We start from the raw sequence: 23791 nt of genomic DNA, 5'->3' as shown, positions 1-23791 counted from the left end.
TAGTACTTTTAGAAAGGGACAAAGGAAATAAAATATCAGTAAAGCACAAGAGCTTCAAAGCAGCTTATGATATTGGATTATAGGAAAATGATTATGAAAATTTAATGCGATTAGCCTGCTCATTGCCTTATAGATTTGGTAAATCCCCATCCGCCTGTTACTTTTGCAGTAGCAGGCGGATTTGTTTATTGTTCAACCCTGCATAAAAATTTTGAACTAATAAACGATTCTCATCTCCACGCTATCACACCGGATTTGTTGCTTTCGTTCCCCTTCAAAGTTTGCCCCTATCCCCTAAAGGGGAACAATAAACGTTTTTTTATTACTTACCCCTTCAGGGATTTGACGGGGTTAAAATTGTATTGTATGCACAAGATAGAAGAAGAATTAGCAAAAAGAATATTGGTAATAGACGGGGCAATGGGTACTATGATTCAACGCCACAAACTAGAGGAAGAGGATTACCGTGGCGAACGTTTTAAAGACTGGCATTGTGATGTAAAAGGCAATAATGACTTGCTGAGTATTACCAAGCCAGAGGTAATTATTGGCATCCACTTGCAATATTTGGAAGCAGGGGCAGATATTATTGAAACCAATACGTTCAGCAGTACGGTTATTGCACAGGCTGATTATGACATGCAAGCGATAGCTTATGAAATGAATGTGGCTTCTGCACAATGTGCGAGAAAGGCGATTGAAAAATATTACCAGTTGCACCCCGAAGATACCAAGCCCAAGTTTGTGGCGGGAGCCATTGGCCCGCTGAACAAAACGCTAAGTTTATCGCCAGATGTAAATAATCCCGGTTTCCGTGCCGTTACTTTTGATGAAGTAGTGGCTGCCTATACTGAACAAATTAAAGGTTTGATAGAAGGTGGGGCAGATACTTTATTGATAGAAACCATCTTTGATACCTTAAATGCTAAAGCGGCTATTTATGCTATTAAGCAATATTACCGCAATAATCCTTCTAACCCCCCTTTAGGGGATGAGGGTGGGCAAGAAGGCTTACCGATTATGATTAGCGGAACCATTACAGATGCCAGTGGGCGTACATTGAGTGGGCAAACTCTGGAGGCTTTTTATATCTCGGTAAAACATGCCAACCCTATTAGTATTGGGCTTAACTGTGCTTTAGGTGCGCAGGAAATGAGAGGACATATTGAGGAGTTGAGCAGTATTGCAGCTTGTTATACCTCATCATATCCTAATGCTGGTTTACCAAATGCAATGGGTGAATACGATGAACAACCGCACGAAACCGCACATTTTATTGAAGAATGGGCCAACAATGGCTGGGTAAACATAGTAGGCGGCTGCTGTGGCACAACGCCAGACCATATAAAACATATTGCACACGGAGTAAGAAAAATACAACCTAGGCCGCTACCAGTGTTAGAAGCGGTTTTGTAGCGATTTTTTTTACCACAAGGTTCACAAGGATTTTTCACAAAGAACACAAGGGAAGAAAGGACACTAAGCGAAGAACACAAGGGAAGGAAATAAAGGGTCACTAAGTATTATTGCCGAAAGAAGGTATAACTACGGATAAATAAGTTATAAAGACTATAACGTATGACTGAAAATGAACTGGCTAAATTGGTTTTTGATGCAGGGCTTAAAATCCACAAAGCATTGGGACCTGGTTTATTAGAAAGTGCTTATGAGGAGTGTTTGTATTTTGAATTGGTGAACCTAGATTTAAGAGTTGAAAAACAAAAAGCTTTGCCTTTAATTTATGATAAGATTCAATTAGATATTGGTTATCGGGTAGATTTATTACTTGAAGATAAATTGATAATAGAAATAAAAGCGGTTGATACTTTAAGCGACCTTCATTTGGCGCAAGTACTAACGTATTTAAAATTGTCAGATTGTAAACTTGGTTTATTGATTAATTTCAATACCCTATTATTTAAAAATGGAATCCGCAGAGTTATCAACGGGTCTTTATAATCTTTTGCTTTTTTCTTGCGCCCCTTTAAAAAACCTTTGTGCGCTTTGCGAAAAAAAACTTGTGAACCTTGTGGTAAAAATTAAAGCGGCTCTTTGTGTCCTTATTTTCTTTTCCTTATGAACCTTGTGGTAAAATGGCTCTTTGTATCCTTTTTTCTTTTTCTTTTCTTTGTGCCCCTTGTGAAAAAACTTTGTGCCCTTTGTGGTAAAAAAAATAAATATGAGTACTACGATAAAACCTTTTTTGCGGTTGAGTGGGTTGGAGCCGCTAATTGTTAGGCCGGAAACAAATTTTGTGAATGTTGGGGAACGCACAAACGTAACCGGAAGCAAGAAGTTTGCCCGCTTAATTTTGAATAACCAATACGAGGAAGCACTTTCCGTTGCCCGCCAACAGGTAGAAAACGGTGCACAGATACTGGATGTGAACATGGATGATGCCTTGCTGGATGGTGTAAAAGCCATGACCACTTATATCAACCTGCTGCAAAGCGAACCGGATATTGCCAAGATACCCATCATGGTGGATAGCTCTAAGTTTGAAATTATTGAAGCTGGGTTGAAATGTATCCAAGGGCGTTGTATTGTAAACTCTATCTCCATGAAAGAAGGGGAGAAGAAGTTTATAGAGCAGGCCTATATATGTAAGGCATTTGGCGCAGCGGTGGTAGTAATGGCATTTGACGAGCAAGGTCAGGCCGATACGCTGGAACGCAAAGTAGAAATTTCAGAAAGGGCCTATACTATATTGACTGAACAGGTAGGCTTTGACCCACAGGATATTATTTTCGACATCAATGTGTTTGCCATTGCTACAGGGTTGGAAGAACACAATAACTATGGTGTTGATTTTATAGAAGCTACCCGCATTATTAAACAACGCCACCCGCTTGTGAAAATTAGTGGAGGGGTCAGTAATCTTTCCTTTTCTTTCCGGGGCAATGAACATGTAAGGGAAACCATGCACTCAGTGTTCCTTTTCCATGCCATTAAGGCGGGGATGGATATGGGTATTGTGAATGCGGGTCAATTGGTGGTGTACGATGAAATAGAACCCAACTTGCGTGATTTGTGCGAGGATGTAATCCTTAATCGTAATAACGATAATAACGAAGCCACTGAAAAACTGATTGCCTTTGCGGAAACGGTAAAAGCTAAAGGTAAAGTGCAGGAAAAGGATGAAAAATGGCGTGATAATTCGGTGGAAGAAAGGCTGAAACATGCTTTGGTAAACGGTATTACAGAATATATAGAAACTGATACAGAAGAAGCCCGTCAAAAATACGCTAAGCCATTGGATGTAATTGAAGGGCCATTAATGGATGGGATGAACTTTGTAGGCGACTTGTTTGGTGCAGGAAAAATGTTCCTGCCACAGGTAGTAAAAAGCGCAAGGGTAATGAAAAAGAGCGTGGCTGTACTTACCCCATATATTGAACAAGAAAAAGAAGACCGCCGCTTGGCGCATATTGCCGCAGGCACTATCAACGAAGAGGGTGCTGGGGCAGCCAAAATATTATTGGCTACCGTGAAAGGTGATGTGCATGATATTGGCAAAAACATCGTGGGTGTGGTTTTGGGATGTAATGGATATGATATTATTGACTTGGGGGTAATGGTGCCTACCGATAAAATATTGGATGCTGCCATCAAGCACAATGTAGATATTATAGGCCTTAGCGGGCTGATTACGCCCTCATTGGATGAAATGGTACACGTTGCCCGGGAAATGACCCGCAGGGGAATGAAACAACCCCTTTTGATAGGTGGTGCTACTACCAGCCGCATGCACACCGCTGTAAAAATTGCCCCACAATATGGCAATGGCGTGGTGCATGTGTTGGATGCCAGCCGCAGCGTTACCGTTGCGGGAAGCCTTTTAAACAATGACACCAAACCCGCTTTCTTAGGTGGCATAACGGATGAATATGTGAAACTGAAATACAGTTTCGATAATAAAAAATCTGTCAAGAGTTACCTCTCTTATGAAAAAGCATTGAAGAATAAGGTAAATATTGACTGGGCTAGTTTTCAACCTGTTAAGCCTCAATTTATAGGTACGAAAGTGTTTGCAGATTTTGATTTGGCGGAACTAAGGCAATACATTGACTGGAAACCTTTCTTCATTGCTTGGGAAATGCACGGTAACTTCCCTGCTATTTTGACTGATGAGATTGTAGGTGTGGAAGCAACTAAACTGTACAATGATGCCAATGCATTATTGGATAAAATAATTGCAGAAAAATGGTTGACCGCTAAGGGTGTTATCGGCTTCTGGGAAGCAGGCAGTGAGGGGGATACGGTAGTCGTGAATCGTGAACCGTTGACCGTTGACCGTGAACCGACAGTCACCCGCTTAGAATTTTTGCGGCAGCAGATACAAAAAGCACCGGGGCAGCCCAATATTTCTTTGGCAGACTTTATTAAGCCGCTTAAAACTTCCGATAACTCTCGGTCTAATACTTACGACTTACCACTTACGACTTATGACTACTTAGGTGCTTTTGCTGTGACTATCGATGGCATTGAGCCACATATAAAAGCATTTGAAGCCAATTTAGATGATTATAATAAAATCATGCTGCAAGCGTTGGCTGACAGGTTTGCGGAAGCTTTTGCAGAGTGCCTGCACTTGAAAACAAGGAAGGAGTACTGGGGGTATGCAACAGACGAGCATTTGACAAATGATGAATTGATACATGAAAAATATCTAGGCATCCGTCCTGCTCCAGGTTATCCTGCCTGCCCGGACCATACGGAGAAATACAAGTTGTTCGATATGCTAAAGGTTACCGAAAGTATTGGCATCACGCTTACAGAAAGCCTTGCCATGTACCCTGCTTCTTCTGTTTGTGGCTGGTACTTTGCGAATCCACAAAGCCAGTATTATGGCGTAGGCAAAATTCAGCCCGACCAAATGGAGGATTATGCCAAAAGGAAAGACATGCCGCTGGAAGAAATAGAAAGGTGGTTGAGGCAGAATATGGAAGGGTAAAATTGTTTTGAGTTTTGTGTTTTAAGTTTTGAGTGGGGCAGCTACACATTTTGTTACTACACCCCGGTTTTATTGCTACAAAGGCACGAAGATTCAAAATAGCATTCAGAAAAAGGGAAGAAAGATTATAAATCATTATAATCTTTCTTCCCTTAATTCTTTGTGCCTCTTAGTGTTTTCGTGCCTTAGTGGCTACTTTTAAGACGCTGGTGTATCGCCACTACCTCCATCGCCACCTCCACCTTGTTGTGGAGGCCTGTTGTTGTTGCGTGGCGGCCTCCTGTTTTGCGGTGGCCTTTGTGCATTTCCTCCACCTGTGCTATTGTCTCTTGGTGGCTGCTGCGGCCTGTTTTGTGGTGGGCGTTGCTGCTGCCCACCATTATTTTCCCTAGGTGGGTGCGACGGCCTGTTGGCACGTTGCTGCGGATTGTTATTGTTGTTATTCTCCCTTGGCGGCCTATTGTTTTGCGGCGGCCTGTTTGGCTGGCCTCCTGCATTGTTATTATTATTTTCCCTTGCTGGTGGTGGGTTTGCAGGGTCACGTTGCTGTTGGGGCTGGCTAGGCCTTTCGCCCCGGCTTTCTATCTGCCTTGGCCTGTTATTGCTGCGTTGCTCGTCCCTTTTCTTCCGGTCGCTTTTTTCAAGTGTTTTCAGGCTTATCTGGCCTACCACGTCGGCATATTCTGGCTCTACGTCTATTTCTTTGCCCGTAGTTAGGTCTATTGGTTCTAGGTCATCTGGCTTCACACCTTGCCCATTCAAGCGTTTTATCTCCCTTACCCTTGTTATAGACAAGGGGTAGTGGCGGCTGCTGCCTTGCAGTATGTACCACATCAGGTTTTTGAAAATATCTTTCTTTATCAAAAAAGCATTGCCCTTGCTGGTTTCCAGCGTGTCTGCATTCTCAGGAAATTGCTGCAAGGCATCCAAATAAGTGTCTAGTTCAAAGTTCAGGCAGCATTTCAAGCGGCCGCACTGCCCACTAAGCTTTGTTTGGTTGATAGACAGGTTCTGGTACCGGGCTGCTGTGGTGTTCACGCTTTTAAAATCGGTAAGCCAAGTGCTGCAGCAAAGTTCCCTGCCGCAACTGCCAATGCCGCCCATTTTAGCCGCTTCCTGCCTTATGCCTATTTGCCGCATCTCTACCTTTAGCTTAAACTCGGCGGCAAACATTTTTATCATTTCCCTGAAATCTACCCGGTCGTCGGCCGTGTAAAAAAAGGTTGCTTTTTTGCCGTCGGCCTGTATTTCTATTTCAGACAGCTTCATTTGCAGTTTCAAGCCTATGGCTATCTCACGGCTGCGGGCAAGGGTCTTGGCTTCCCTGCCCTTGCTTATATGAAAGGTTTCCAAGTCCCTTTCCATGCTGGGGCGTAGTATCCTTTTCATCTCGGGGCTAAATTCGTCAACCCCTCTTTTTTTCAGTTGCATCCGCACCAGCTCGCCGCTCAAGCTCACTTCGCCCACGTCGAACCCGCCAATGCCTTCCACAGTTACATAGTCGCCTTTTTCAAAATATTGGAGCGTGGTGTTCCTGAAAAATTCTTTGCGGCTGCCTTGTTTAAAACTCACCTCTATTACTTTGCAAGTGCTTTCCACATCGGAAAAAGGAAGGTTCACCAGCCAATCGTGTACATTCATCCGGTTGCAACCGCCCGTGCTGCACCCGCCATTGCTTTTGCAGCCATTAGGCTTGCCCGTTCCACAAGATCCACAACCCATATCATCATTAATTTACAATGTTATTAACTAAATTCCCAGCCATGCAAATGCCTGTTGCTACCCATGTATTGTTTCGCCACAAAGACACAAAGGCTCTAAGTAGCACAAAGGAAATAAAGAAGAAGAAAAAAATAAGAAGGCAAATAGGTATTGATAACATGATTTTTTCTTTTTTTCTTCTTCCCCTTAAAACTTTGTGCCTCTTTGAGTCTTCGTGCCTTAGTGGCAGATTAAACAAACTTGCACCTGAGCAGCAAACAATGCTTTTGAGCCGCTTTTAAAAGCGGCAGGGCATATTGTTACTTAAATTAGAGGGGCAGGTAAACCCTGGAATGACAGGCCTAATGGAGCCAAGCACATATTTGCAAACAAGGCTATGCCTATTGTTTTAAAAACAGGCAATACGATAGTATAGGTGATGGGCAAAAAACTTGCCCTTTTATATTTTATAAAGCTAAAGCCTATAAATGCAACTACTTTTTCTATCAGCAAACACTAAACTGCCATTCCTATGCCCTTGCAACCCCTCAATTTGCCCAAAAATAGCGAAATAACAAACAGTTTAGCAAATTGAGAATATACGCAATGCGTAAAAGGTTTTGGGGATGCAAAAAAGTTTTTCGCTTAACTGCTTGTTTTTTGACTTGGCAACTTTCCAAAAGTTACCAAATCTCACTGGTAGGCTGTATAGGATCGGGGGTGCATTTCAAAGCTTAGCTAATTGTGTTATCCAAAAATAGCTGCACCTACTGTACCCCCTCCGCAGCGCTACTGTGCGGACACCTTTTTTTTGGGGCGGAGCCCCCGCTTTTGGCAGTGTATTTTGTTCTTAATTTTAAATATCAGGCCCTCTTTGGTTATAACTCATTGAAATACAGTGTTTTTTTGTTTTTTAAGATGAGTGATTTGTGAGTGAAACGTGAGTGATTTTTGAGTGATTTGTGGGTGATTTGTGAGTGAAAAGTGAGTGATTTGTGAGTGCTTTTTGCGTGTTTTTAAGGCGGAAATGAACATATAATAATTTTTATTTGCATATTAAATTTAGTGCCGCAAGTCTAAGAACCGGGACTAGGACAACCGAGGCGGCTTGCTTAGCGGGAACAAAGGGGCTACATACTGTAAAATTGGGAATAATTCACGGACTATTGAAAAGGACAATCCTATATGGGGGAAATTTTGGATGCTCATGGGGGAATATTTCCCCCATATAGGATTTTAATTTTGGGCTATATACTTATCCATGCCAATTTTACATTGAAAAAGGAACTAGCCATCTTCGCTTTAGCTCTTGCACAAGGTGTTAATTGGCTTAGGAAAATAATAATTCACTATCAAAATCATATCAGTTTATTATCAATAAATGATCAGTTTCTTATAATAAAACTATCATTCCATTATCAATACATTATCATAAAATTCGCTTAAATTATCATAAAAAATGAGGCTTAAAAACATAAAAAACTGAATATCAATTAGTTATAGGCCAAAAAGGAAAATAGGAAAAAAATAAACGACTAAAAAACAGACAATAACCCATTTCAAATATTCGCTTTGTTCTTCATATTCCCTCCTTTGTTCTTGGCCCTCTCTCCCTTGTAGAGGGCTGGGTTGATGTCAGGATGTATGGTGGGGCTTTCACAATCACTTAGTAAAGCTTCTTCTAAATAAAAAGGTCAATAAAAAGCGAAGATTTAAAATGAACCCGTTGAACTGATTATTTAAACAATAAAATTTTTAAATACATAAGTTTAGTATGGGTATTTTCAACCACTGCAGGGGTTGTTTCCACCTTAAATGCCTACCACAGGTTGCACCCATGGCTACTATTGTTTAACCCTTTTAGGGTTTTTAGAAAATATACAAGCACCTCAAAAAAAGAAATAGTCAAAAAATGTCCTGTTTGAAGGGCTATTTAATTTTATTTTTTACAAAAAATTATTTGCGTAAATGAAATTCTTATTATTGCAACATGAGGTTGTTTTTTATTCGTTATACAAAAATTTTATTTATCCAGCTTAGGCTGCATCTTGTTTTTGGATTTTTTCTTGGATTTTTTGAAAACATGGCTTATTTAACACGTTTTTCAAAATGGGTGTCTGAAAATAAAGGGATTACCTATAATGATTTTCCAAGTAACTGGGATTATTTTAAACGCAATAATTTCTACAAGCATGTTTTTGAAACGGAGAAATTGGATGGGGAAATTAATTATGTAGAATTTGGCGTTGCAGACGGCTATTCATTTAAAGTTTGGGTGGAACAAAACAAACACCCCGATAGCCGTTTTTATGGCTTTGATACTTTTGATGGCTTGCCAGAAGATTGGGGCGGATATAAGAAAGGGTATTTCTCAACCGATTTTAGTGTACCGGTAATTAATGATGCACGCGGCAAATTTTATACTGGTCTGTTCCAGCAAACTTTGCCAGGGTTTTTAAAAGAGTTCAACCCCAATAAAAGAAATGTATTGATGATGGATGCAGACTTGTATTCCTCAACATTGTTTGCATTGACGTCCTTTGCTCCTTTCCTTAAAAAAGGCGATATTATTTTCTTTGATGAGTTTGTAGTTCCAACACATGAATTTAAAGCCTATTTAGATTTTATTCAATCATATTATATAAAACTTGACCTAATTGCGGCAGCAAATAATTATTATTTTACTGCTTTTAAAGTCGCTTAATTATCATAATTTTAATCAAAAAAACCTAGGCTATGAAACATTTTTTAATCGCAATTTCTTTTTTCTCCTTCGTGGCTTTTGCCAATGCACAAACATGTGGACAAAGTTTAACTTTAAAAGCAAGCTCTACGAGCGGGCTTTTTAAGGTAGCTATCGTAAACAATAATTTTGCTAAAAACAATTCTTCAGGAAATTTTGGCACTTCTGAAATTGAATCTTTAGGATGGACAAGCAATGCCAATGGTTACCCCATTTGGACACAGCGTACACTCTTCCAATATGATGTTAGCACCATTCCTAAAAACGCGACAATCTCAAGTGCTAAACTATACTTGTATGCAAAAACGGTTGGCTTGGCTAATGGTAACAGAATAGACCCAACCTTTGGCACTGCGAATACTTCTTTGTTACAAAGGGCTTTAGGTCCATGGGATATGAATAATGTTGGATGGGCATCACAACCCACTGTAACACAGCAAAACCAAAAAGTATTGGCTCAAAGTACTTCCTTGCATCAGAATTATGTGTTAGACATGCAAGATTTTGTACAGCTTTGGGTAAACAGGCCTGATAGCAATTATGGCGTACTGCTTAGGCTGCAAACTGAAGCTACCTATAATAGCATGATTTTTTATTCATTTAACGACCCCGATTCTGTAAAAGCCCGACTTGAAATTTGCTACACAATTCCGCTTCCAGTACATAAACTTTCTTTTTCAGGCAATGTAAATAATGGCATTGCCAGCCTAAATTGGTACAATAGCGATGGGGATGCGGCAGCCACCATCGTGGAAAAAAGCGTGGATGGGGTTAATTTCCAAGCGGTCGGCAGCTTAGCTGCGGCACAAGCCAGTACATATCAATACCATTTCACCAATACCATTAGCAGTGCTTCACTTTCGGTTTATTACAGGTTAAAGATAGTAGGCAAAACTGGCAGCATCACCTATTCCGAGTCTATTGTGCTTGCCACAACTAAAATGTCAGGTACCATAAAGCTGTTCCCCAACCCTACAAGTGGCTACTTGCAATTGTCTGTAGCTGCCAGCAAAGACCAGGCTGTAACCATAAAAATCACCGATTTGCTCGGCAGGGCAATTGTTTCGGAAGCCAGGTATTTGCAAAAGGGCAACAACACCATAACCCTAAACAACCTTACTGCCCTAAGCCGTGGCAACTACAACCTTTCGCTGCTGGTAGATGGCAACATGCAGGTAAGCAAGTTGGTTATTCAGAAATAATTTTGGTGTTTACCAATAAGCACATAGCACAAAGAAAAAGGAAAGAAAAAGGGAGTGAGTAAAGCCCTTTTTCTTTCCTTTTTCTTTGTGCTACTTTGTGTTTTGCGCCTTTGTGGCTATATAAAGGCAATATATCCATACCTTTATTCCATGTATAAAACATTGCTTGCTACGCTAGAAAACGGCATATTTACCATCACCATCAACCGCCCAGATAAGCTGAACGCCTTGAACAAAGACGTTCTGGCAGAGCTAAACCTAGCTCTTGATGAAATGGGCACCAACCCAGCCATACAGTCTGCAATTATCACAGGCAGCGGCCAAAAAGCATTCGTGGCCGGGGCCGATATTTCGGAGTTTAACGATTACGCTGCTACTGAAGGCAAAAAGCTGGCAAATGCCGGGCAGGACACTTTTTTTAAAATAGAAAACAGCCGCAAGCCCATCATTGCCTGCGTAAATGGTTTTGCACTAGGGGGCGGATGCGAGTTGGCCATGAGCTGCCATATACGCATAGCATCTGCCAATGCAAAGTTTGGCCAGCCCGAGGTAAATCTTGGCCTCATACCCGGCTATGGCGGCACACAGCGTTTGGTGCAGCATATTGGCAAAGGCCGAGCATTGGAAATGATGCTAAGCGGCAATATGGTAGATGCTGCCACGGCATACCAATATGGGCTGGTAAACCATGTGGTGGAGCCAGAAGCATTGCTGCCCACTGCCATTGCGCTGCTGCAAACCATCAATAGCAAAGCACCGCTGGCAGTAGCTGCCTGCATAGAAGCAGCGAATGCAGCGCACAACCCTGCGTTAAATGGCTATGAAGTAGAACTGGATGCCTTTAGCCGTTGCTTTGCAACAGCCGACAAGCAGGAAGGGGTGGAGGCATTTTTAGGTAAACGAAAAGCGATGTTTAGGGGTGGGTAAATTTTAAAAACAGATAATCATGGGATACATACAAAGAACCAGAGGGGATTGATTTTGTAATTAAAGGCAAACCGCTTACAGACAAGTAAAAACAAGGGCTTAGTGCATTTATTAAAGCTGATAAAGAACGTTTGGCAAGCCTAGAAAATGACAGGGTAAAAAGCAAAAGCCGCCAACATGAAATAGCAAAAAGCGAGGCTTAATGATTTTTTAGTGTATTATCCAATAAAATCCCTTATCACTTTTTCTATCTGCTCAAATTCCAACAAAAAGCCATCATGGCCGTATAATGACTGTATCACAGCAAGCTTCCCCTGTGGTATATTTTCTGCTAAAAATGCCTGCTCCTGCACGGGGAACAACAAATCGGTAGAAATGCCTATAACGAGTGCCTTTGCTTTGATGGTTTGCAAAGCGGCTACTGCACCGCCACGTGCCCTGCCCACATTGTGGCTGTCCATGGCACGGCTAAGGGCATAATAGCTAAACGCATTGAAACGCTTGGCCAACTTTTCGCCTTGGTAGCGTTGGTAGGTTTCGGCCCTGAATATTTGTTTGTCCACTGGGTGGGTTATGGTATCAGGCGTAATACCCGTTTGCCTGCTGTCGTAGGTATCGTGGTTGCGGTAGCTAAGCAATGCTATGCTCCTTGCGGCCTTCATGCCATTGATGCCAGCATCTTTCCTTTCCGATAACCAAGTATGGTCATTTTCTATGCAAAGCCGCTGCGAGGCATTGAAAGCGATGCCCCATGCCGAATGGAATGCGTTTGTGGCAATGGGTATGATGTATTCAAATAAATCCGGTTCCTCAATAGCCCATTCCAGCAGTTGTTGCCCGCCCATGCTGCCGCCAATGCCAATTTTGATGTGGGTGATGCCCAATACTTCTCTCAATGCTTGGTAGCTCCGTATCATGTCCCTCGTGGTAAACCAAGGGAAGCTGTGGTAGTAAGGTTTCCCTATAGTGGGGTTGATGCTTATGGCATTGGTGCTGCCATAGCAACTGCCGGGCATGTTTACACAAACAATAAAATATTGCTCAGGGCAAAGCAAAAAGCCTTCGCCCACTAGCCCCGGCCACCATTCTGCTGGGTCCGAGTTTGCAGTAAGGGCATGGAAAACCCATACAACATTGTCTTTTGCAGCATTTAGTTGCCCATAAGTGGTATAAGCCAATGCTAGGTTTTCTATGCGTTTGCCGCATTCTAATTCAAATGATTCGTGGTGGTTAAAAATCTTTGACATATTTATATGTAATGGGCAAGAGGCATTAACCCCTAAAACCCTGGAAAAGCCCCGCTGCTGGAAACAGCATAGCGGGTATTGTTTTTTAATTAAAAAAGTTGTCTGAACCGTGATTTTGTGGATTATTGTGAATAAAGGGATAAGCGAAGGTATTAAATCCTTTTAATCACCTAAATCCTAAAAATCCTAATTCAGACAAATAAAAAATGAGTAACCTTTTTCTTTACTTAAGCCTTTCGTGCTGCTTAGAGCCTTTGAGCCTTTGTGGCAAAAATATTTATGCCAACGCCTGTTCTATATCGGCTTTAATATCTTCAATATGCTCTATGCCAACGCTTATACGCACCAAGTTTGGTGCAACGCCAGCAGCTATTTGTTCTTCCTCGCTAAGCTGCTCGTGCGTGGTAGATGCAGGGTGGATGGCCAGTGTTTTGGCATCGCCCACATTGGCTAGGTGGCTGATTAATTTCAGGCTATTGATAAATTGCTCTGCCTTTTCCCTGCCCCCTTTTATGGCCACTTGCAGCACGCCACCAAAACCATTTTTCAGGTATTTTTTGGCCAGCTCGTGATAAGCATTGCTTTCTAAGCCGGGATACAATACATATTCCACGGCTTCCTGTGCTTCTAGCCATTTGGCCAATGCCAATGCGTTTTGTACATGGCGTTCTACCCGCAGGCTCAATGTTTCCAAGCCCTGTATCAGCAGGAAAGAATTGAATGGGCTTTGGGATGACCCAAAATCACGCAGGCCTTCTACCCTTGCCCTGATGGCAAACGCAATATTGGGCAGACCCAATGGGTTGTTCACGCCAAAAATATCTGCAAATACCAACCCGTGGTAACCTTCGCTAGGCTCGGTAAACTGTGGGAACTTGCCATTGCCCCAGTTGTAATTACCACCGTCTATTATCACGCCGCCAATGCTGGTGCCGTGGCCGCCAATCCATTTGGTGGCACTTTCCACTACTATATGCGCACCATGCTCCAATGGCTTGAACAAAAATCCGCCTGCGCCAAAGGTGTTGTCCACAATCAGTGGCAAATCATGTTTTTTGGCTAATGCGGCAAACTGCTCAAAATTGGGGATGTTTAGGCGTGGGTTACCTATGGTTTCTAAGTAAATGGCTTTTGTTTTACCGTCTATCAGCGGCTCAAAGCTAGCGGCATCGTCGCCATTGCCAAAACGTACATCAATACCTAGCCTTTTAAAAGCTACCTTAAACTGGTTGTAAGTGCCGCCATATAAAAAAGAAGTGGAAACGAAATTGTCGCCAGCCTGTAAGATGTTATTCAGGGCAATAAACTGTGCCGATTGGCCACTAGCCGTGGCTAATGCTGCCACGCCACCCTCCAATGCCGCAATGCGTTGTTCAAACACATCAGTCGTGGGGTTCATGATACGAGTATAGATATTGCCAAAAGCCTTTAACCCAAACAGGTTAGCCGCATGGGCAGTATCGTTGAACACATACGATGTGGTTTGGTAAATAGGTACTGCCCTTGCGTTGGTGGCAGAATCGGCCTGCTGGCCTGCATGTAACTGTAATGTTTCAAAATGTAAATTGCTCATGGTAAATTTGTTTTTAGCTACTTGCAAACAATTTATAGACCTCCACCATTGGCTGCAAGCAGAGGCATTAAAAAATATAAATTATAGCCAATAACAATTAGCAAGAGGAGATAGAGGCAGTTGCAAGGTTAGTTATTACAAGGTACAAGCACTAGCAACTCATAATTTATAATCCATAACTCGTAACCAAATAAAAAAGCCCGTCAGAAATAATCCAGACGGGCTTTTAATATTGATACAGGTTAATGTATTCAAAACTAAGTATGTAAACCAACGCTGTCTTATCTCTTCCCCTTTTGGGGGATGGAGTTGGCACCTTCTAAACAAGTGGTGGTTTACTTGTTTGGGTTGCCAAGGCTTCACAGGGCCAATTCCCTCTGCCTTTCTTGATAAGTATGTTAAAGAACTGGTGCAAATGTAAAGGGAGATTGTTGAAACTTCCAAAAGGAATTTGTTGTCACGCAGTAATTTTTTTTCGCCACAAAGACACAAAGGCTCAAAGTGGCACAAAGAAAAAAAGAAGAAGCAAAGGAAAAAGGACTTGCTTTGTTTTTTTTAACTCCTTTTAAACTTCATTCTATGTGGTGAAGAATTTTTATTGCTTACCAAATCTTTATCCTGTCTGCCTCTGGTTTGTACATTTTGTCGCCGGGTTGCACATTAAATGCCGTGTAAAAAGGTGTGAAGTTCATCAATGGACCCAGTACGCGCCAGTTGGCTGGCGAATGTGGATTGGTGTTTACCTGCTGGCGTAGCACTTCGTCTTTCTCTTTGCTGCGCCAAATCTGGGCAAAAGATATAAAGAAACGTTGGTCTGGCGTAAAGCCGTCTATTCGTGTAGTGTCTTTGCCCTGCTTGGTCATTTTAAAGGCTTCATAAGCTATGGCAATGCCGCCAATGTCTGCCATGTTTTCGCCAGTAGTTAGCTCGCCATTTATATGTAATGTATCTAAAACGGTAAAGCTGCTGTAGAGGTCTATTACTTTCTTGCTTTTGGCTACAAACTGCACACTATCGGCGGTGGCCCACCAATTGGCAAGGTTGCCGTCTTTGTTGTACTGTGCGCCTTGGTCGTCAAAACCATGTGTCATTTCATGGCCTATCACCATGCCTATGCCTCCATAGTTAATGGCATCGTCGGCGGCAGGGTCAAAGAATGGGAATTGCAAAATGCCGGCGGGGAATACAATTTCATTAAAGGTTGGGTTGTAATAGGCATTGATGGTAGGCGGTGTCATGCCCCACTCTGTTTTGTCAACAGATTTGCCCACTTTGCTTATTTGGTAGTTAAACTCGTTTTTGGCACAAGCAACCAAGTTATTGAAATAAGTACCTCTGTTAATGGTTACTGCACTGTAATCCCTCCATTTGTCTGGGAAGCCAATTTTCTTTAAAAAGGCGTGTAGCTTTTCTTTGGCAACAGTCTTGGTTTCACCGCTCATCCAATCTAGCCTGTTGATGCGGTTTTCAAAAGCGATGCTTAGGTTGTTTACCAAAACCAGCATACGTTTCTTAGCGTCTGCTGTAAAGTATTTTTTTACATACAACTGGCCAAGTGCATCGCCAAGGTTACCATCCGTGGCACGGTAAATACGTTCCCAGCGGGGTTTTATTTTTTTCTGTCCGGTTAGGGATTTAATATAGTTGAAACGTGCATTTACAAAGTCGCTGCTTAGGGCAGGGGCGGCTTCTTTCAATACGCTTGCTTTCAAGTATTCCTTCCATGTGCTTAAAGGCACTGATTTTAACAGCTCGTTTACCTTGGTATAAAAAGCAGGCTGGTTTACGTTTATAGAATCTGGGTTTACATGCAGCACAGCAAACAAACCCTTCCAGTCAAACACCGGCATTGTTTTTTGCAAATCCGTTACTGCCATTTTGTTGTAGTTGCTTTGAGGGTCACGTAGTTCTACGTTGGTGCGGTGGCTAGTGGCTAATTGTTTTTCCAAATCATAAATAGAGGCTACGTTTTTAGCTGCTTTTACAGAATCGGTTCCAGTAATGGTAAATAACTTTGCAAGGTAGGCTTGATATGCTTTTTGGATAGCAACGGTAGCAGGGTCGGTTTTAAAATAATAGTCCCTGTCTGGCAAGCCTAAGCCCGCCTGTGAGAAACTGAGGATGTTCATGCTGCTGTTTTTGTCATCGGCACTCACGCCAAGTGCATAAAGGATATTGGTGTTTTCAGCCTGTTCCCTAGCAATAAATAACGTAATGCCTTTTGAATCTTTTATGGCATCAATTTCTTTTAAAAACGGCTTTATAGGCGAATAGCCCAATTTTTCTATGGTTGCCGAATCCATCCCAGAAGCATAGAAATCGCCTACTTTTTGTTCTATGCTGCCAGGTACCTGCCCTCCTTTAGACACATCTAGCAATATGCCTTTTAGTTTTTCCTTGGTACGGTTGTACAAATCTAAAAAAGAGCCAATGCTGCTTTCGGTAGGGGGTATCACTGCATTTTTCTCCCATTTTCCATTTACATATGTATAAAAATTGTCGCCTGGCTTCACGGACTTGTCCATATTGGCCGTTTCGATAAACTTTTGTTTGGCAGGCATTTTTTGTGCCGATACGGCAATGCCCATCATTGCAAAACAAGCTGTGCCAGCTATTTGATATATTCTCATAAAATAAATTAAGCAATGAAAATATTGCTTTTTTCTATATTGTCAAATTTGAGTGTTAAAATAAATAAATAGGAGTCAATATTATATAACAAAACAAGAAACTGCCCTTATGGATATATCCCGCAATACAACCTGATAATGGAATTATAACTGAATAGAGTAATATTAAATTTAGCTTTAAGCCGCCACCCCCATCCGCCGAAATTCATTTACTGCCCGTTGGTACAATTTCTGCTACATATTATGTGTCGACTAGATAACTTCACCGCATGGTAAAGAGGTTAATGCTATTAATTTTTGTAGGCATGGCGGTCAATGGGCTTTGCCAACCCTTTTTTAGGCTGCAAGATGCCATTAATACCGCCCTGAAAAATAATTTTGACATACGAGTTGCACAAAACAATATAGACATTGCCCATATAAACAACTATAAAGGCATTGTAGGTGCTTTGCCTACTGTTGCTGGGTCTTTGGCCGACAATGAGCAGGTGCAAAGCATTAACCAAACCTATACAGACGCAAGCAAAGACGTAAAAAGAGACAATGTTGGCTCCAACACGCTTACAGCTGGCATTACAGGAAGCATACTGCTGTTTAATGGCATGAGGGTACATGCTACCGAAAAAAGGCTAGCCCTGCTGGAACAGCAAGGCAGGCAACAGCTAAACCTGCAAATACAAACGCTTATCGCATCTATCACCACGCAATACTATACTATTGTAATGCAGCAAGGGCTTTTGAAAACCATTTTGAAATCGATAGATGCCTCGGTAGAAAAACTAAGCATACTGCAAAGCCGCAAGCAAGTAGGGCTGGCAAATGATGCCGATATTTTTCAGGCACAGTCTGACTTGAATGACTTGAAGCAACAACAAAAAAGCCAGGAATTAGCTATAAGCCAGGCAAAAATAATCCTCCTTACATTAATTACCATACCAACCGATACCAACATTACTATTCGTGATACCATTATTGTAGATACAACCATTGTACTAGATAGTATTAAAAACAGGTTGGCTAACAACCCCCAAATTGTGGCGGCAGCACAGCAGGTAGCCATAAACAGGCAAATAGAAAAAGAAACTGCAGCCCTCCGCTACCCAACAGTAAAGGCAAATGCAGGCTATTTGTTTAGCAATAATAAAAGCGCGGCTGGCTTTAGCCTGCTCAACCAATCTTACGGCCCTTTTGTAGGCGTTTCCTTAGGCATACCTATTTATAACGGCTCTATATACAAGCGGCAGCAGCAGGTAGCTGCCATAAATACCGAGAATGCCGCCTTGCAAAAAAATAGCCTGTTGTTCAATGCTTATGCAAATGCCACCAGCTATTACGAAACCTATACCGTTTCGCTGCAGCAGTTAAAAACCGGCAAGGAAAACTATGCCCTTTCGGGCAAACTCTTGGATTTGGTACTGCAAAAATTCAGGCTAGGGCAGTCAACCATTATCGACTTAAAACTGGCACAGCAAAGTTTTGAAAATGCAGGTTACCAGTTGGTTAGCCTTAGCTACAACGCAAAAGCTGCTGAAATAGCACTGAAACAACTAGCTAGCAATTTAAAATTTTAGTAGTAAGTTTTTATTAGTAAGCAAGGCGGTTACCGATTGGTGACCGTCTTTTTTGTAGCCCTAGGACTTAAATAAGCCTTAAAAGCCGCTTTTATATCCCAATTTTTAATAAAGTGTAGCATAAATACCCCACTTATTTTTTTTATACCTCCTCATATCCCACATAGGTAGATACAAAACCATTTGGCACAATAGTAGCCTAATTGTAAAAATTATAACATTAAGACAGTTATGGCAATTACGCCCTAGCTAAAACATTAAATGACAAATAAGATGAAAAAATTATTACTACTAGCTTGTATGTGTATAGCATTTACACTAGTTACAAAGGCACAAACACAAGATTTGAAATGGAGCGTAGGCTTGCATGGTGGCGTAACGCAGTATAATGGCGACCTGGGGAACGATTTCTACAGCACAAATTACTCGCTGGACAATATTAATTATTTAGGGGGTATTACTTTTTCCCGGTATTTAGGAAACCACTTAGACCTGAGCTTAATGATAGACAAGGGCAAGATTGGCTATACCGCCGATAAAACTTCAAAGCCTTTTTCTTCTGGGTTTACGTCTGCATTGCTTAACTTGAAATTTAATATCCTTGGCGAAAAGTCTTTTGTAAGACCTTTTATTTTTCTTGGAGCTGGTGCTATGGTGTTTGATAAAAACCTAGCTATTTCTAATACAAACGTTGATTATGCTACACCATCTTATGGTGCTGGTGTAAGGTTTAAATTGGGTTCTCAAGTAAACTTTACTTTGCAGGAAACCTTTATTTACTCAAACAACGACAAAAGAGACGGGGTTGTTGGTGGTCAAAATGATTCGTACCTTTTTCATACAGCAGGATTTTCTTTCAATTTTGGCAAGAAAAAAGATGCTGACAACGATGGCGTAGCTGATCGTATAGACAAATGCCCCAATACTCCTGCCATGGTAGCTGTTGACAAAACAGGTTGCCCGCTAGACAAGGACAAAGATGGCGTTGCAGATTATATTGACGCTTGCCCCGATGTAGCTGGCACAGTGGCCTTGAATGGCTGCCCAGATAAAGATGGTGATGGCGTAGCTGATAAAGACGACCAATGCCCAGATGTAGCTGGCCTTGCTAAGTTTCAAGGATGCCCAGATACTGATGGCGATGGCATAGCAGACAAAGACGACAAATGCCCTACTGTAGCAGGCCTTGCCAAGTTTCAAGGTTGCCCAGACACAGATGGTGATGGTGTTTCTGATGCAGACGACAAATGCCCTAATACAAAAGCAGGCTACAAAGTAGATGCTTCTGGATGTGCAATGGATAACGACAACGATGGCGTGGTGAACGAAGAAGACCGTTGCCCTAATGCAGCTGGTCCAGCAAGCTTGAAAGGTTGCCCTGATACCGATGGTGATGGTGTGGCAGATATAGACGACCGTTGCCCTGCTGTAAAAGGCACAATGGCCAATAAAGGTTGCCCACAAATAACCAAAGAAGAAGTAACAAGGATTACACAAATAGGCAGCAAAGTTTTCTTTGAAAACAATAGCGATAAATTGAAAGTAGCTTCTCTTGTACAACTTGATGAACTTGCAAAAATATTAAACCGTAACGAAGGTGCAAACTTAATAATTGACGGCTATACAGATAGCAATGGCGACCCTGCTAAAAATGTTACGCTTTCGCAAAAACGTACTGAGTCAGTAAAAAATTACTTAGTAGATAAGGGCATTGCTGCCTCTAGGGTTACGGCTTCTGGCCATGGCGAAGAAAACCCAATTGCAAGCAACAAGACTGCTCTTGGGCGTGCAAAAAATAGAAGGGTTGAATTAAAAACAACCTACTAGCTTATAAAAATAAACAGATTTTATCTTGTTTTAGTGTTAGGGTTGGGGTTAGGGCTGTGGATTTTTTTCCACAGCCTTTTTTTAAAGCCCTAAAATATTATACAAAATAAACTTTTCAAATAGAATTTATCAGTTGCAAGCATTGGCACGGTAATGGTTTTATTCATCAGTAATTAAAAATTAAAAAAATGGGAAATTTACTTTATACAATCGCAGTAATACTTATTATTTGTTGGGCTATTGGGGTTTTTGCTTACAGTGTAGGGGGGCTTATCCATATTCTACTTGTAATAGCATTAATTGCCATAATATTTAGGTTAATACAAGGTAGATCTATTTAATAACAATTAAAAACAAAAAATCATGAGCACAAAAAGAATAGTTTACACACTATTGGCAGGGGCAGCCGCAGGAGCTATATTGGGCATTTTATATGCACCTGAAAAAGGGAGCATCACAAGGAGTAAAATTTCAAGCTTAGGCGAAGAAGACTATGCCGATATAATAAAAGACAAATTCAATGATTTGTTAGACACCGTTAGCGACAAATATGCTGTTATCCGCAGCGATGCAGAGGCCTACTTGGCAAAAATAAAGGCAAAGGCTGCCGAGGAAGAAACGAGCGGTGTGGAAATTGTGGTTTTATAAAACAACTCTAAGCATTATTTTTAGGCATAAAAACACAAAGAAGCACAAAGCAGAATTCGGAATTATGGGGTGCATAAAAGTATCCCAATAAGCAGCAGATGTTTAACTATTTAAGGGTAAGGCAATCAGCTAAGTTTTGAAATGGACCCGTATCATTTATTACAAGTCACATTAGCATTTAGCAATGATGGCTATTCAAAATAATCAAATTATGAAAAAAATTCTTTTAGCATTTACCGTTTTGCTTGCATTTGGCACATCCTACGGGCAAGGTTCATTAACTCCAGGAAAAGCACAACTAAACCTTGGCCTTGGATTTTCTAGCTGGGGGGTACCTGTATATCTTGGCATAGATTATGGTGCTTCGAGGGATATTACAGTAGGTGGCGAGTTGTCTGTCCGTTCGTACAGGGAAGACTGGAGAGGCAATCATGACTATTACAAGAGTACTATCACAGGTATCTCTGGCAATGTAAACTACCATTTCAACAGGGTTTTGGAAATCCCTAAAGACTTCGACTTTTACGCAGGGCTAAATGTTGGGTTTTATGTATGGTCTTTACCCGCAGCCTATGATGGAACGCACAGCTCTGGCTTAGGCCTTGGTGGGCAAGTAGGCGGCAGGTATTATTTTACCAATAAATTTGGCCTAAACTTGGAATTTGGTGGTAACAATGCGTTTGGCAACGGAAAAATAGGCGTTACGTTTAAATTGTAATTGCTAGTTTTCAGAAAGGCACGAAAACAAAAATTAGCACAAATAAAAAAAGAGGCACTAAGAAGAATAAGAAAAATGAATTACATGCTTTGTATTCCATCCTTTCTTTAAAACTTAGTGCCACCTTGCGTCTTAGTGTCTTTATGGCATATTAACCAAAACCAATTACCGTTTCCCTACTACTAACACTTGGAACGTGCCAGGTATAGCTTTTGGCCTGCCTTTGCCTGTGGATGCCTCCAAATCGGCAGTGGGAAGATACAATAGATGGGTTTGTGTGTCCAATGCAATTGTCCTAGACCCTTTTTTAGTGTTACTTGTACCTGTTACAGCAAACTTGTTGGCATCATCTTCATGTATCACGGTAATAGTGCCATCTGTTCCGTTTGAGGTATAGATATTATTGGTTGTTGGATCAAAAGCAGCCCCGTCACAGCCTGCACCTATGGCTAGCTTGTCTATAATAGCTCCTGTTTCGACATTTACGGCTATTAACATGCTGTTATCGCCACAGGCTGCAAACAATCTTTTTGTTTTTGTGTCTATTACCAGCCCCGTAGGTGCATCTCCAGGGGTAATTGGCCAATGTGCCAATATGGAATAGGTTTTGCCATCAATAGCTACTATCTCATTTTTGTCTTCAATGTTCACGAATATTTTTCCAGCACCATCGCTTACTGCTGTTTCAGGGCTGCCGCCAACTCCCACGGTAGCTACTACTTTATCGGTAGATGGGTCTATAAAAGACAAGTCCTTGCTTTTGCCATTGCAAACCACTATTTTTTTGATTGCAGCGTCATAGAAAATAGCATCGGGCTTTTGGCCAGTAGGGATGGAGTCAATAATCGCAAATGTTTTTAGGTTAAACACCGTGGATGTATTGGTTTTGCCATTGGTGGTATAACCCTTGTTCAAAGCAGGCACAAAAGCAATGCCATGCACGCCAATGGTATTGGGTATAACACCCAAGGAGTCGCCTGTGTTTTTATCAATAATATTTACCTGCGTACCGTGGGATACAAATACCCTGTTGGAGTTTGGCTGCACGGCAATATAATCCCACCCGCCCGCACCAGATATTTTAAATGTTTTTAATACTTTAAAGTCTTTTTGGGCTTTTGCATTGATAGCACAACTTGCTATCATGCCAATCAATAATATTCTTTTCATCTTTGCCTATTTCCTTTTTTTTAATACCTTAGAATTTAATAACAGCAGACAAAGACAACCCACTGCCCCTTCCCACGCTCCGGCCTGTAATATCAGTATATATGCCACCCCAGATAGAAACATTGTCGTTAATAACTTTTCCGGCATTAGCAGCTATGCGCACATAATCGAAATCTTTGTTGTAATTGTAAAACACTTGGGTGCTGCTGATGGCACTACTTAGCGAATTAATGCCGCTTATAGTGCCGCTTACCTTCCAATCATCGCTCAAGGGTACACCACCCGTGATATTGGCAAACACTTGAAATGGCCCCTCTGTATTAAAGTATTGCCTAACCCCAAACTCTATATCGTAATAAGGATTGCGTAAACTGCCCGTGGCACTACCAGAAAAACCCAGTTTCAGCTCGCCTGCAAGCGATTGGAAACCAATAATAGGATTTGGTTTTAATGGGTTGCTGTACAAAGGAAAATACAGCAGTCCTGTAAGGGACACATGGTTATTAGCATCGAAGTCGTTGAAAAAATAGCTAAGACCTACCATGGCATCGCCAAAGCCTGCTGTTGTAAGGCGTTTTTTGTTGCCCTGCGTATTATTGTCAACCTGTACCACAAAGGGCAGGCTGTACAGAAAGTTCCACCTGCGGCTAAGGCCATAACCTCCATATATGCTAAAATAATGAGAGGAAAAATTACCCGTAGGATAGTCTGAATAAGCCCTTTTGCCGTCCCAGTAACCATTTGCATGGTAATAATTGTAGCCCGGTATTATTACAGAACGCCCTTTGCCAATGGGGAAACCAGCCCAGGATAATTGTATCCCAAAAACAAGGCAAACTAGTAAAAAAGTAATTTTTTTCATTTGTATATTTATAATGAG

The 23791-nt window shown here is 41.5% G+C and carries 17 protein-coding genes and 1 riboswitch; of the genes, 11 read left to right on the top strand and 6 right to left on the bottom strand.

Going from position 1 to position 23791, the window contains the following annotated elements; translation table 11 throughout:
• Positions 1-366: 366 nt before the first annotated feature.
• From ACHFIY_RS02215 to metH, 3 genes are all read left to right on the top strand, one after another.
• Entirely contained in the window at positions 367-1416 is a 1050-nt protein-coding gene (locus ACHFIY_RS02215) for a homocysteine S-methyltransferase family protein (protein WP_410844414.1), read from the top strand.
• 162 nt (positions 1417-1578) lie between these two features.
• Positions 1579-1959 carry a GxxExxY protein gene (locus ACHFIY_RS02210; protein ID WP_410844413.1) on the top strand — a complete coding sequence of 127 codons (381 nt, stop codon included), beginning with the start codon at positions 1579-1581 and terminating at the stop codon, positions 1957-1959.
• 220 nt (positions 1960-2179) lie between these two features.
• Complete coding sequence (metH, locus tag ACHFIY_RS02205; protein ID WP_410844412.1) at positions 2180-4954, top strand: methionine synthase; 2775 nt, start codon at positions 2180-2182, stop codon at positions 4952-4954.
• 198 nt (positions 4955-5152) lie between these two features.
• On the opposite strand, the gene ACHFIY_RS02200 is transcribed toward metH, so the two are convergent.
• Positions 5153-6676, bottom strand: a complete 1524-nt coding sequence (locus ACHFIY_RS02200) for a PSP1 domain-containing protein (protein ID WP_410844411.1) — start codon at positions 6674-6676, stop codon at positions 5153-5155.
• Between the two features lie 2062 nt (positions 6677-8738).
• Here ACHFIY_RS02200 and ACHFIY_RS02195 point away from each other — a divergent pair.
• From ACHFIY_RS02195 to ACHFIY_RS02185, 3 genes are all read left to right on the top strand, one after another.
• The gene (locus ACHFIY_RS02195; RefSeq protein ID WP_410844410.1) at positions 8739-9359 is read left to right on the top strand and encodes a TylF/MycF/NovP-related O-methyltransferase; all 621 of its coding nucleotides are present in this window, start codon (positions 8739-8741) and stop codon (positions 9357-9359) included.
• A gap of 32 nt (positions 9360-9391) precedes the next feature.
• A complete protein-coding gene (locus ACHFIY_RS02190) occupies positions 9392-10600 on the top strand; it encodes a DNRLRE domain-containing protein (protein WP_410844409.1) in 1209 nt (402 codons plus the stop codon).
• A 150-nt stretch (positions 10601-10750) separates the two neighbouring features.
• Entirely contained in the window at positions 10751-11527 is a 777-nt protein-coding gene (locus tag ACHFIY_RS02185) for an enoyl-CoA hydratase/isomerase family protein (RefSeq protein ID WP_410844408.1), read from the top strand.
• Between the two features lie 218 nt (positions 11528-11745).
• On the opposite strand, the gene ACHFIY_RS02180 is transcribed toward ACHFIY_RS02185, so the two are convergent.
• From ACHFIY_RS02180 to ACHFIY_RS02170, 3 genes are all read right to left on the bottom strand, one after another.
• Positions 11746-12774: a homoserine O-acetyltransferase family protein gene (locus tag ACHFIY_RS02180; RefSeq protein WP_410844407.1), complete on the bottom strand. Its 1029-nt coding sequence runs from the start codon at positions 12772-12774 to the stop codon at positions 11746-11748.
• Between the two features lie 277 nt (positions 12775-13051).
• Complete coding sequence (locus ACHFIY_RS02175) at positions 13052-14347, bottom strand: O-acetylhomoserine aminocarboxypropyltransferase/cysteine synthase family protein (RefSeq protein ID WP_410844406.1); 1296 nt, start codon at positions 14345-14347, stop codon at positions 13052-13054.
• Positions 14348-14625: 278 nt separating this feature from the next.
• Positions 14626-14743: riboswitch (SAM riboswitch) on the bottom strand.
• A 206-nt stretch (positions 14744-14949) separates the two neighbouring features.
• Positions 14950-16977, bottom strand: coding sequence for a M13 family metallopeptidase (locus tag ACHFIY_RS02170; protein ID WP_410844405.1), 2028 nt, complete (start codon positions 16975-16977; stop codon positions 14950-14952).
• Positions 16978-17246: 269 nt separating this feature from the next.
• Between ACHFIY_RS02170 and ACHFIY_RS02165 the strand changes: the two genes are divergently transcribed.
• From ACHFIY_RS02165 to ACHFIY_RS02145, 5 genes are all read left to right on the top strand, one after another.
• A complete protein-coding gene (locus ACHFIY_RS02165) occupies positions 17247-18548 on the top strand; it encodes a TolC family protein (protein ID WP_410844404.1) in 1302 nt (433 codons plus the stop codon).
• Positions 18549-18821: 273 nt separating this feature from the next.
• Positions 18822-20375 (top strand): OmpA family protein, encoded by a 1554-nt coding sequence (locus ACHFIY_RS02160; protein WP_410844403.1) that lies wholly within the window; start codon positions 18822-18824, stop codon positions 20373-20375.
• Positions 20376-20563: 188 nt separating this feature from the next.
• Complete coding sequence (locus ACHFIY_RS02155; RefSeq protein WP_410844402.1) at positions 20564-20716, top strand: lmo0937 family membrane protein; 153 nt, start codon at positions 20564-20566, stop codon at positions 20714-20716.
• 22 nt (positions 20717-20738) lie between these two features.
• On the top strand, positions 20739-21023 hold the full coding sequence (locus tag ACHFIY_RS02150) for a YtxH domain-containing protein (protein WP_410844401.1): 285 nt from the start codon (positions 20739-20741) through the stop codon (positions 21021-21023).
• Positions 21024-21234: 211 nt separating this feature from the next.
• Positions 21235-21741 carry a hypothetical protein gene (locus tag ACHFIY_RS02145; protein ID WP_410844400.1) on the top strand — a complete coding sequence of 169 codons (507 nt, stop codon included), beginning with the start codon at positions 21235-21237 and terminating at the stop codon, positions 21739-21741.
• 165 nt (positions 21742-21906) lie between these two features.
• Here ACHFIY_RS02145 and ACHFIY_RS02140 read toward each other — a convergent pair whose 3' ends face one another.
• Together ACHFIY_RS02140 and ACHFIY_RS02135 are read right to left on the bottom strand one after the other, a co-directional pair.
• Positions 21907-22911, bottom strand: coding sequence for a YncE family protein (locus tag ACHFIY_RS02140; RefSeq protein ID WP_410844399.1), 1005 nt, complete (start codon positions 22909-22911; stop codon positions 21907-21909).
• A 28-nt stretch (positions 22912-22939) separates the two neighbouring features.
• Positions 22940-23773 (bottom strand): hypothetical protein, encoded by an 834-nt coding sequence (locus ACHFIY_RS02135; RefSeq protein WP_410844398.1) that lies wholly within the window; start codon positions 23771-23773, stop codon positions 22940-22942.
• Positions 23774-23791 lie beyond the last annotated feature (18 nt).

This window comes from Parasediminibacterium schistidii (assembly GCF_046546515.1).
In the GTDB taxonomy this organism is placed as follows: Bacteria; Bacteroidota; Bacteroidia; order Chitinophagales; family Chitinophagaceae; genus Parasediminibacterium.
This window is presented reverse-complemented; position numbering and strand designations above follow the sequence as displayed.

What these genes read in the sequence shown, in the direction of transcription:
- ACHFIY_RS02145 (WP_410844400.1), top strand. Translation starts at nt 21,235, where the DNA reads ATGAAAAAAATTCTTTTAGCATTTACCGTTTTGCTTGCATTTGGCACA.
- ACHFIY_RS02140 (WP_410844399.1), bottom strand. Translation starts at nt 22,911, where the DNA reads ATGAAAAGAATATTATTGATTGGCATGATAGCAAGTTGTGCTATCAAT.
- ACHFIY_RS02160 (WP_410844403.1), top strand. Translation starts at nt 18,822, where the DNA reads ATGAAAAAATTATTACTACTAGCTTGTATGTGTATAGCATTTACACTA.
- ACHFIY_RS02165 (WP_410844404.1), top strand. Translation starts at nt 17,247, where the DNA reads ATGGTAAAGAGGTTAATGCTATTAATTTTTGTAGGCATGGCGGTCAAT.
- ACHFIY_RS02200 (WP_410844411.1), bottom strand. Translation starts at nt 6,676, where the DNA reads ATGGGTTGTGGATCTTGTGGAACGGGCAAGCCTAATGGCTGCAAAAGC.
- metH (WP_410844412.1), top strand. Translation starts at nt 2,180, where the DNA reads ATGAGTACTACGATAAAACCTTTTTTGCGGTTGAGTGGGTTGGAGCCG.
- ACHFIY_RS02150 (WP_410844401.1), top strand. Translation starts at nt 20,739, where the DNA reads ATGAGCACAAAAAGAATAGTTTACACACTATTGGCAGGGGCAGCCGCA.
- ACHFIY_RS02170 (WP_410844405.1), bottom strand. Translation starts at nt 16,977, where the DNA reads ATGAGAATATATCAAATAGCTGGCACAGCTTGTTTTGCAATGATGGGC.
- ACHFIY_RS02135 (WP_410844398.1), bottom strand. Translation starts at nt 23,773, where the DNA reads ATGAAAAAAATTACTTTTTTACTAGTTTGCCTTGTTTTTGGGATACAA.
- ACHFIY_RS02180 (WP_410844407.1), bottom strand. Translation starts at nt 12,774, where the DNA reads ATGTCAAAGATTTTTAACCACCACGAATCATTTGAATTAGAATGCGGC.
- ACHFIY_RS02195 (WP_410844410.1), top strand. Translation starts at nt 8,739, where the DNA reads ATGGCTTATTTAACACGTTTTTCAAAATGGGTGTCTGAAAATAAAGGG.
- ACHFIY_RS02210 (WP_410844413.1), top strand. Translation starts at nt 1,579, where the DNA reads ATGACTGAAAATGAACTGGCTAAATTGGTTTTTGATGCAGGGCTTAAA.
- ACHFIY_RS02215 (WP_410844414.1), top strand. Translation starts at nt 367, where the DNA reads ATGCACAAGATAGAAGAAGAATTAGCAAAAAGAATATTGGTAATAGAC.
- ACHFIY_RS02190 (WP_410844409.1), top strand. Translation starts at nt 9,392, where the DNA reads ATGAAACATTTTTTAATCGCAATTTCTTTTTTCTCCTTCGTGGCTTTT.
- ACHFIY_RS02175 (WP_410844406.1), bottom strand. Translation starts at nt 14,347, where the DNA reads ATGAGCAATTTACATTTTGAAACATTACAGTTACATGCAGGCCAGCAG.
- ACHFIY_RS02155 (WP_410844402.1), top strand. Translation starts at nt 20,564, where the DNA reads ATGGGAAATTTACTTTATACAATCGCAGTAATACTTATTATTTGTTGG.
- ACHFIY_RS02185 (WP_410844408.1), top strand. Translation starts at nt 10,751, where the DNA reads ATGTATAAAACATTGCTTGCTACGCTAGAAAACGGCATATTTACCATC.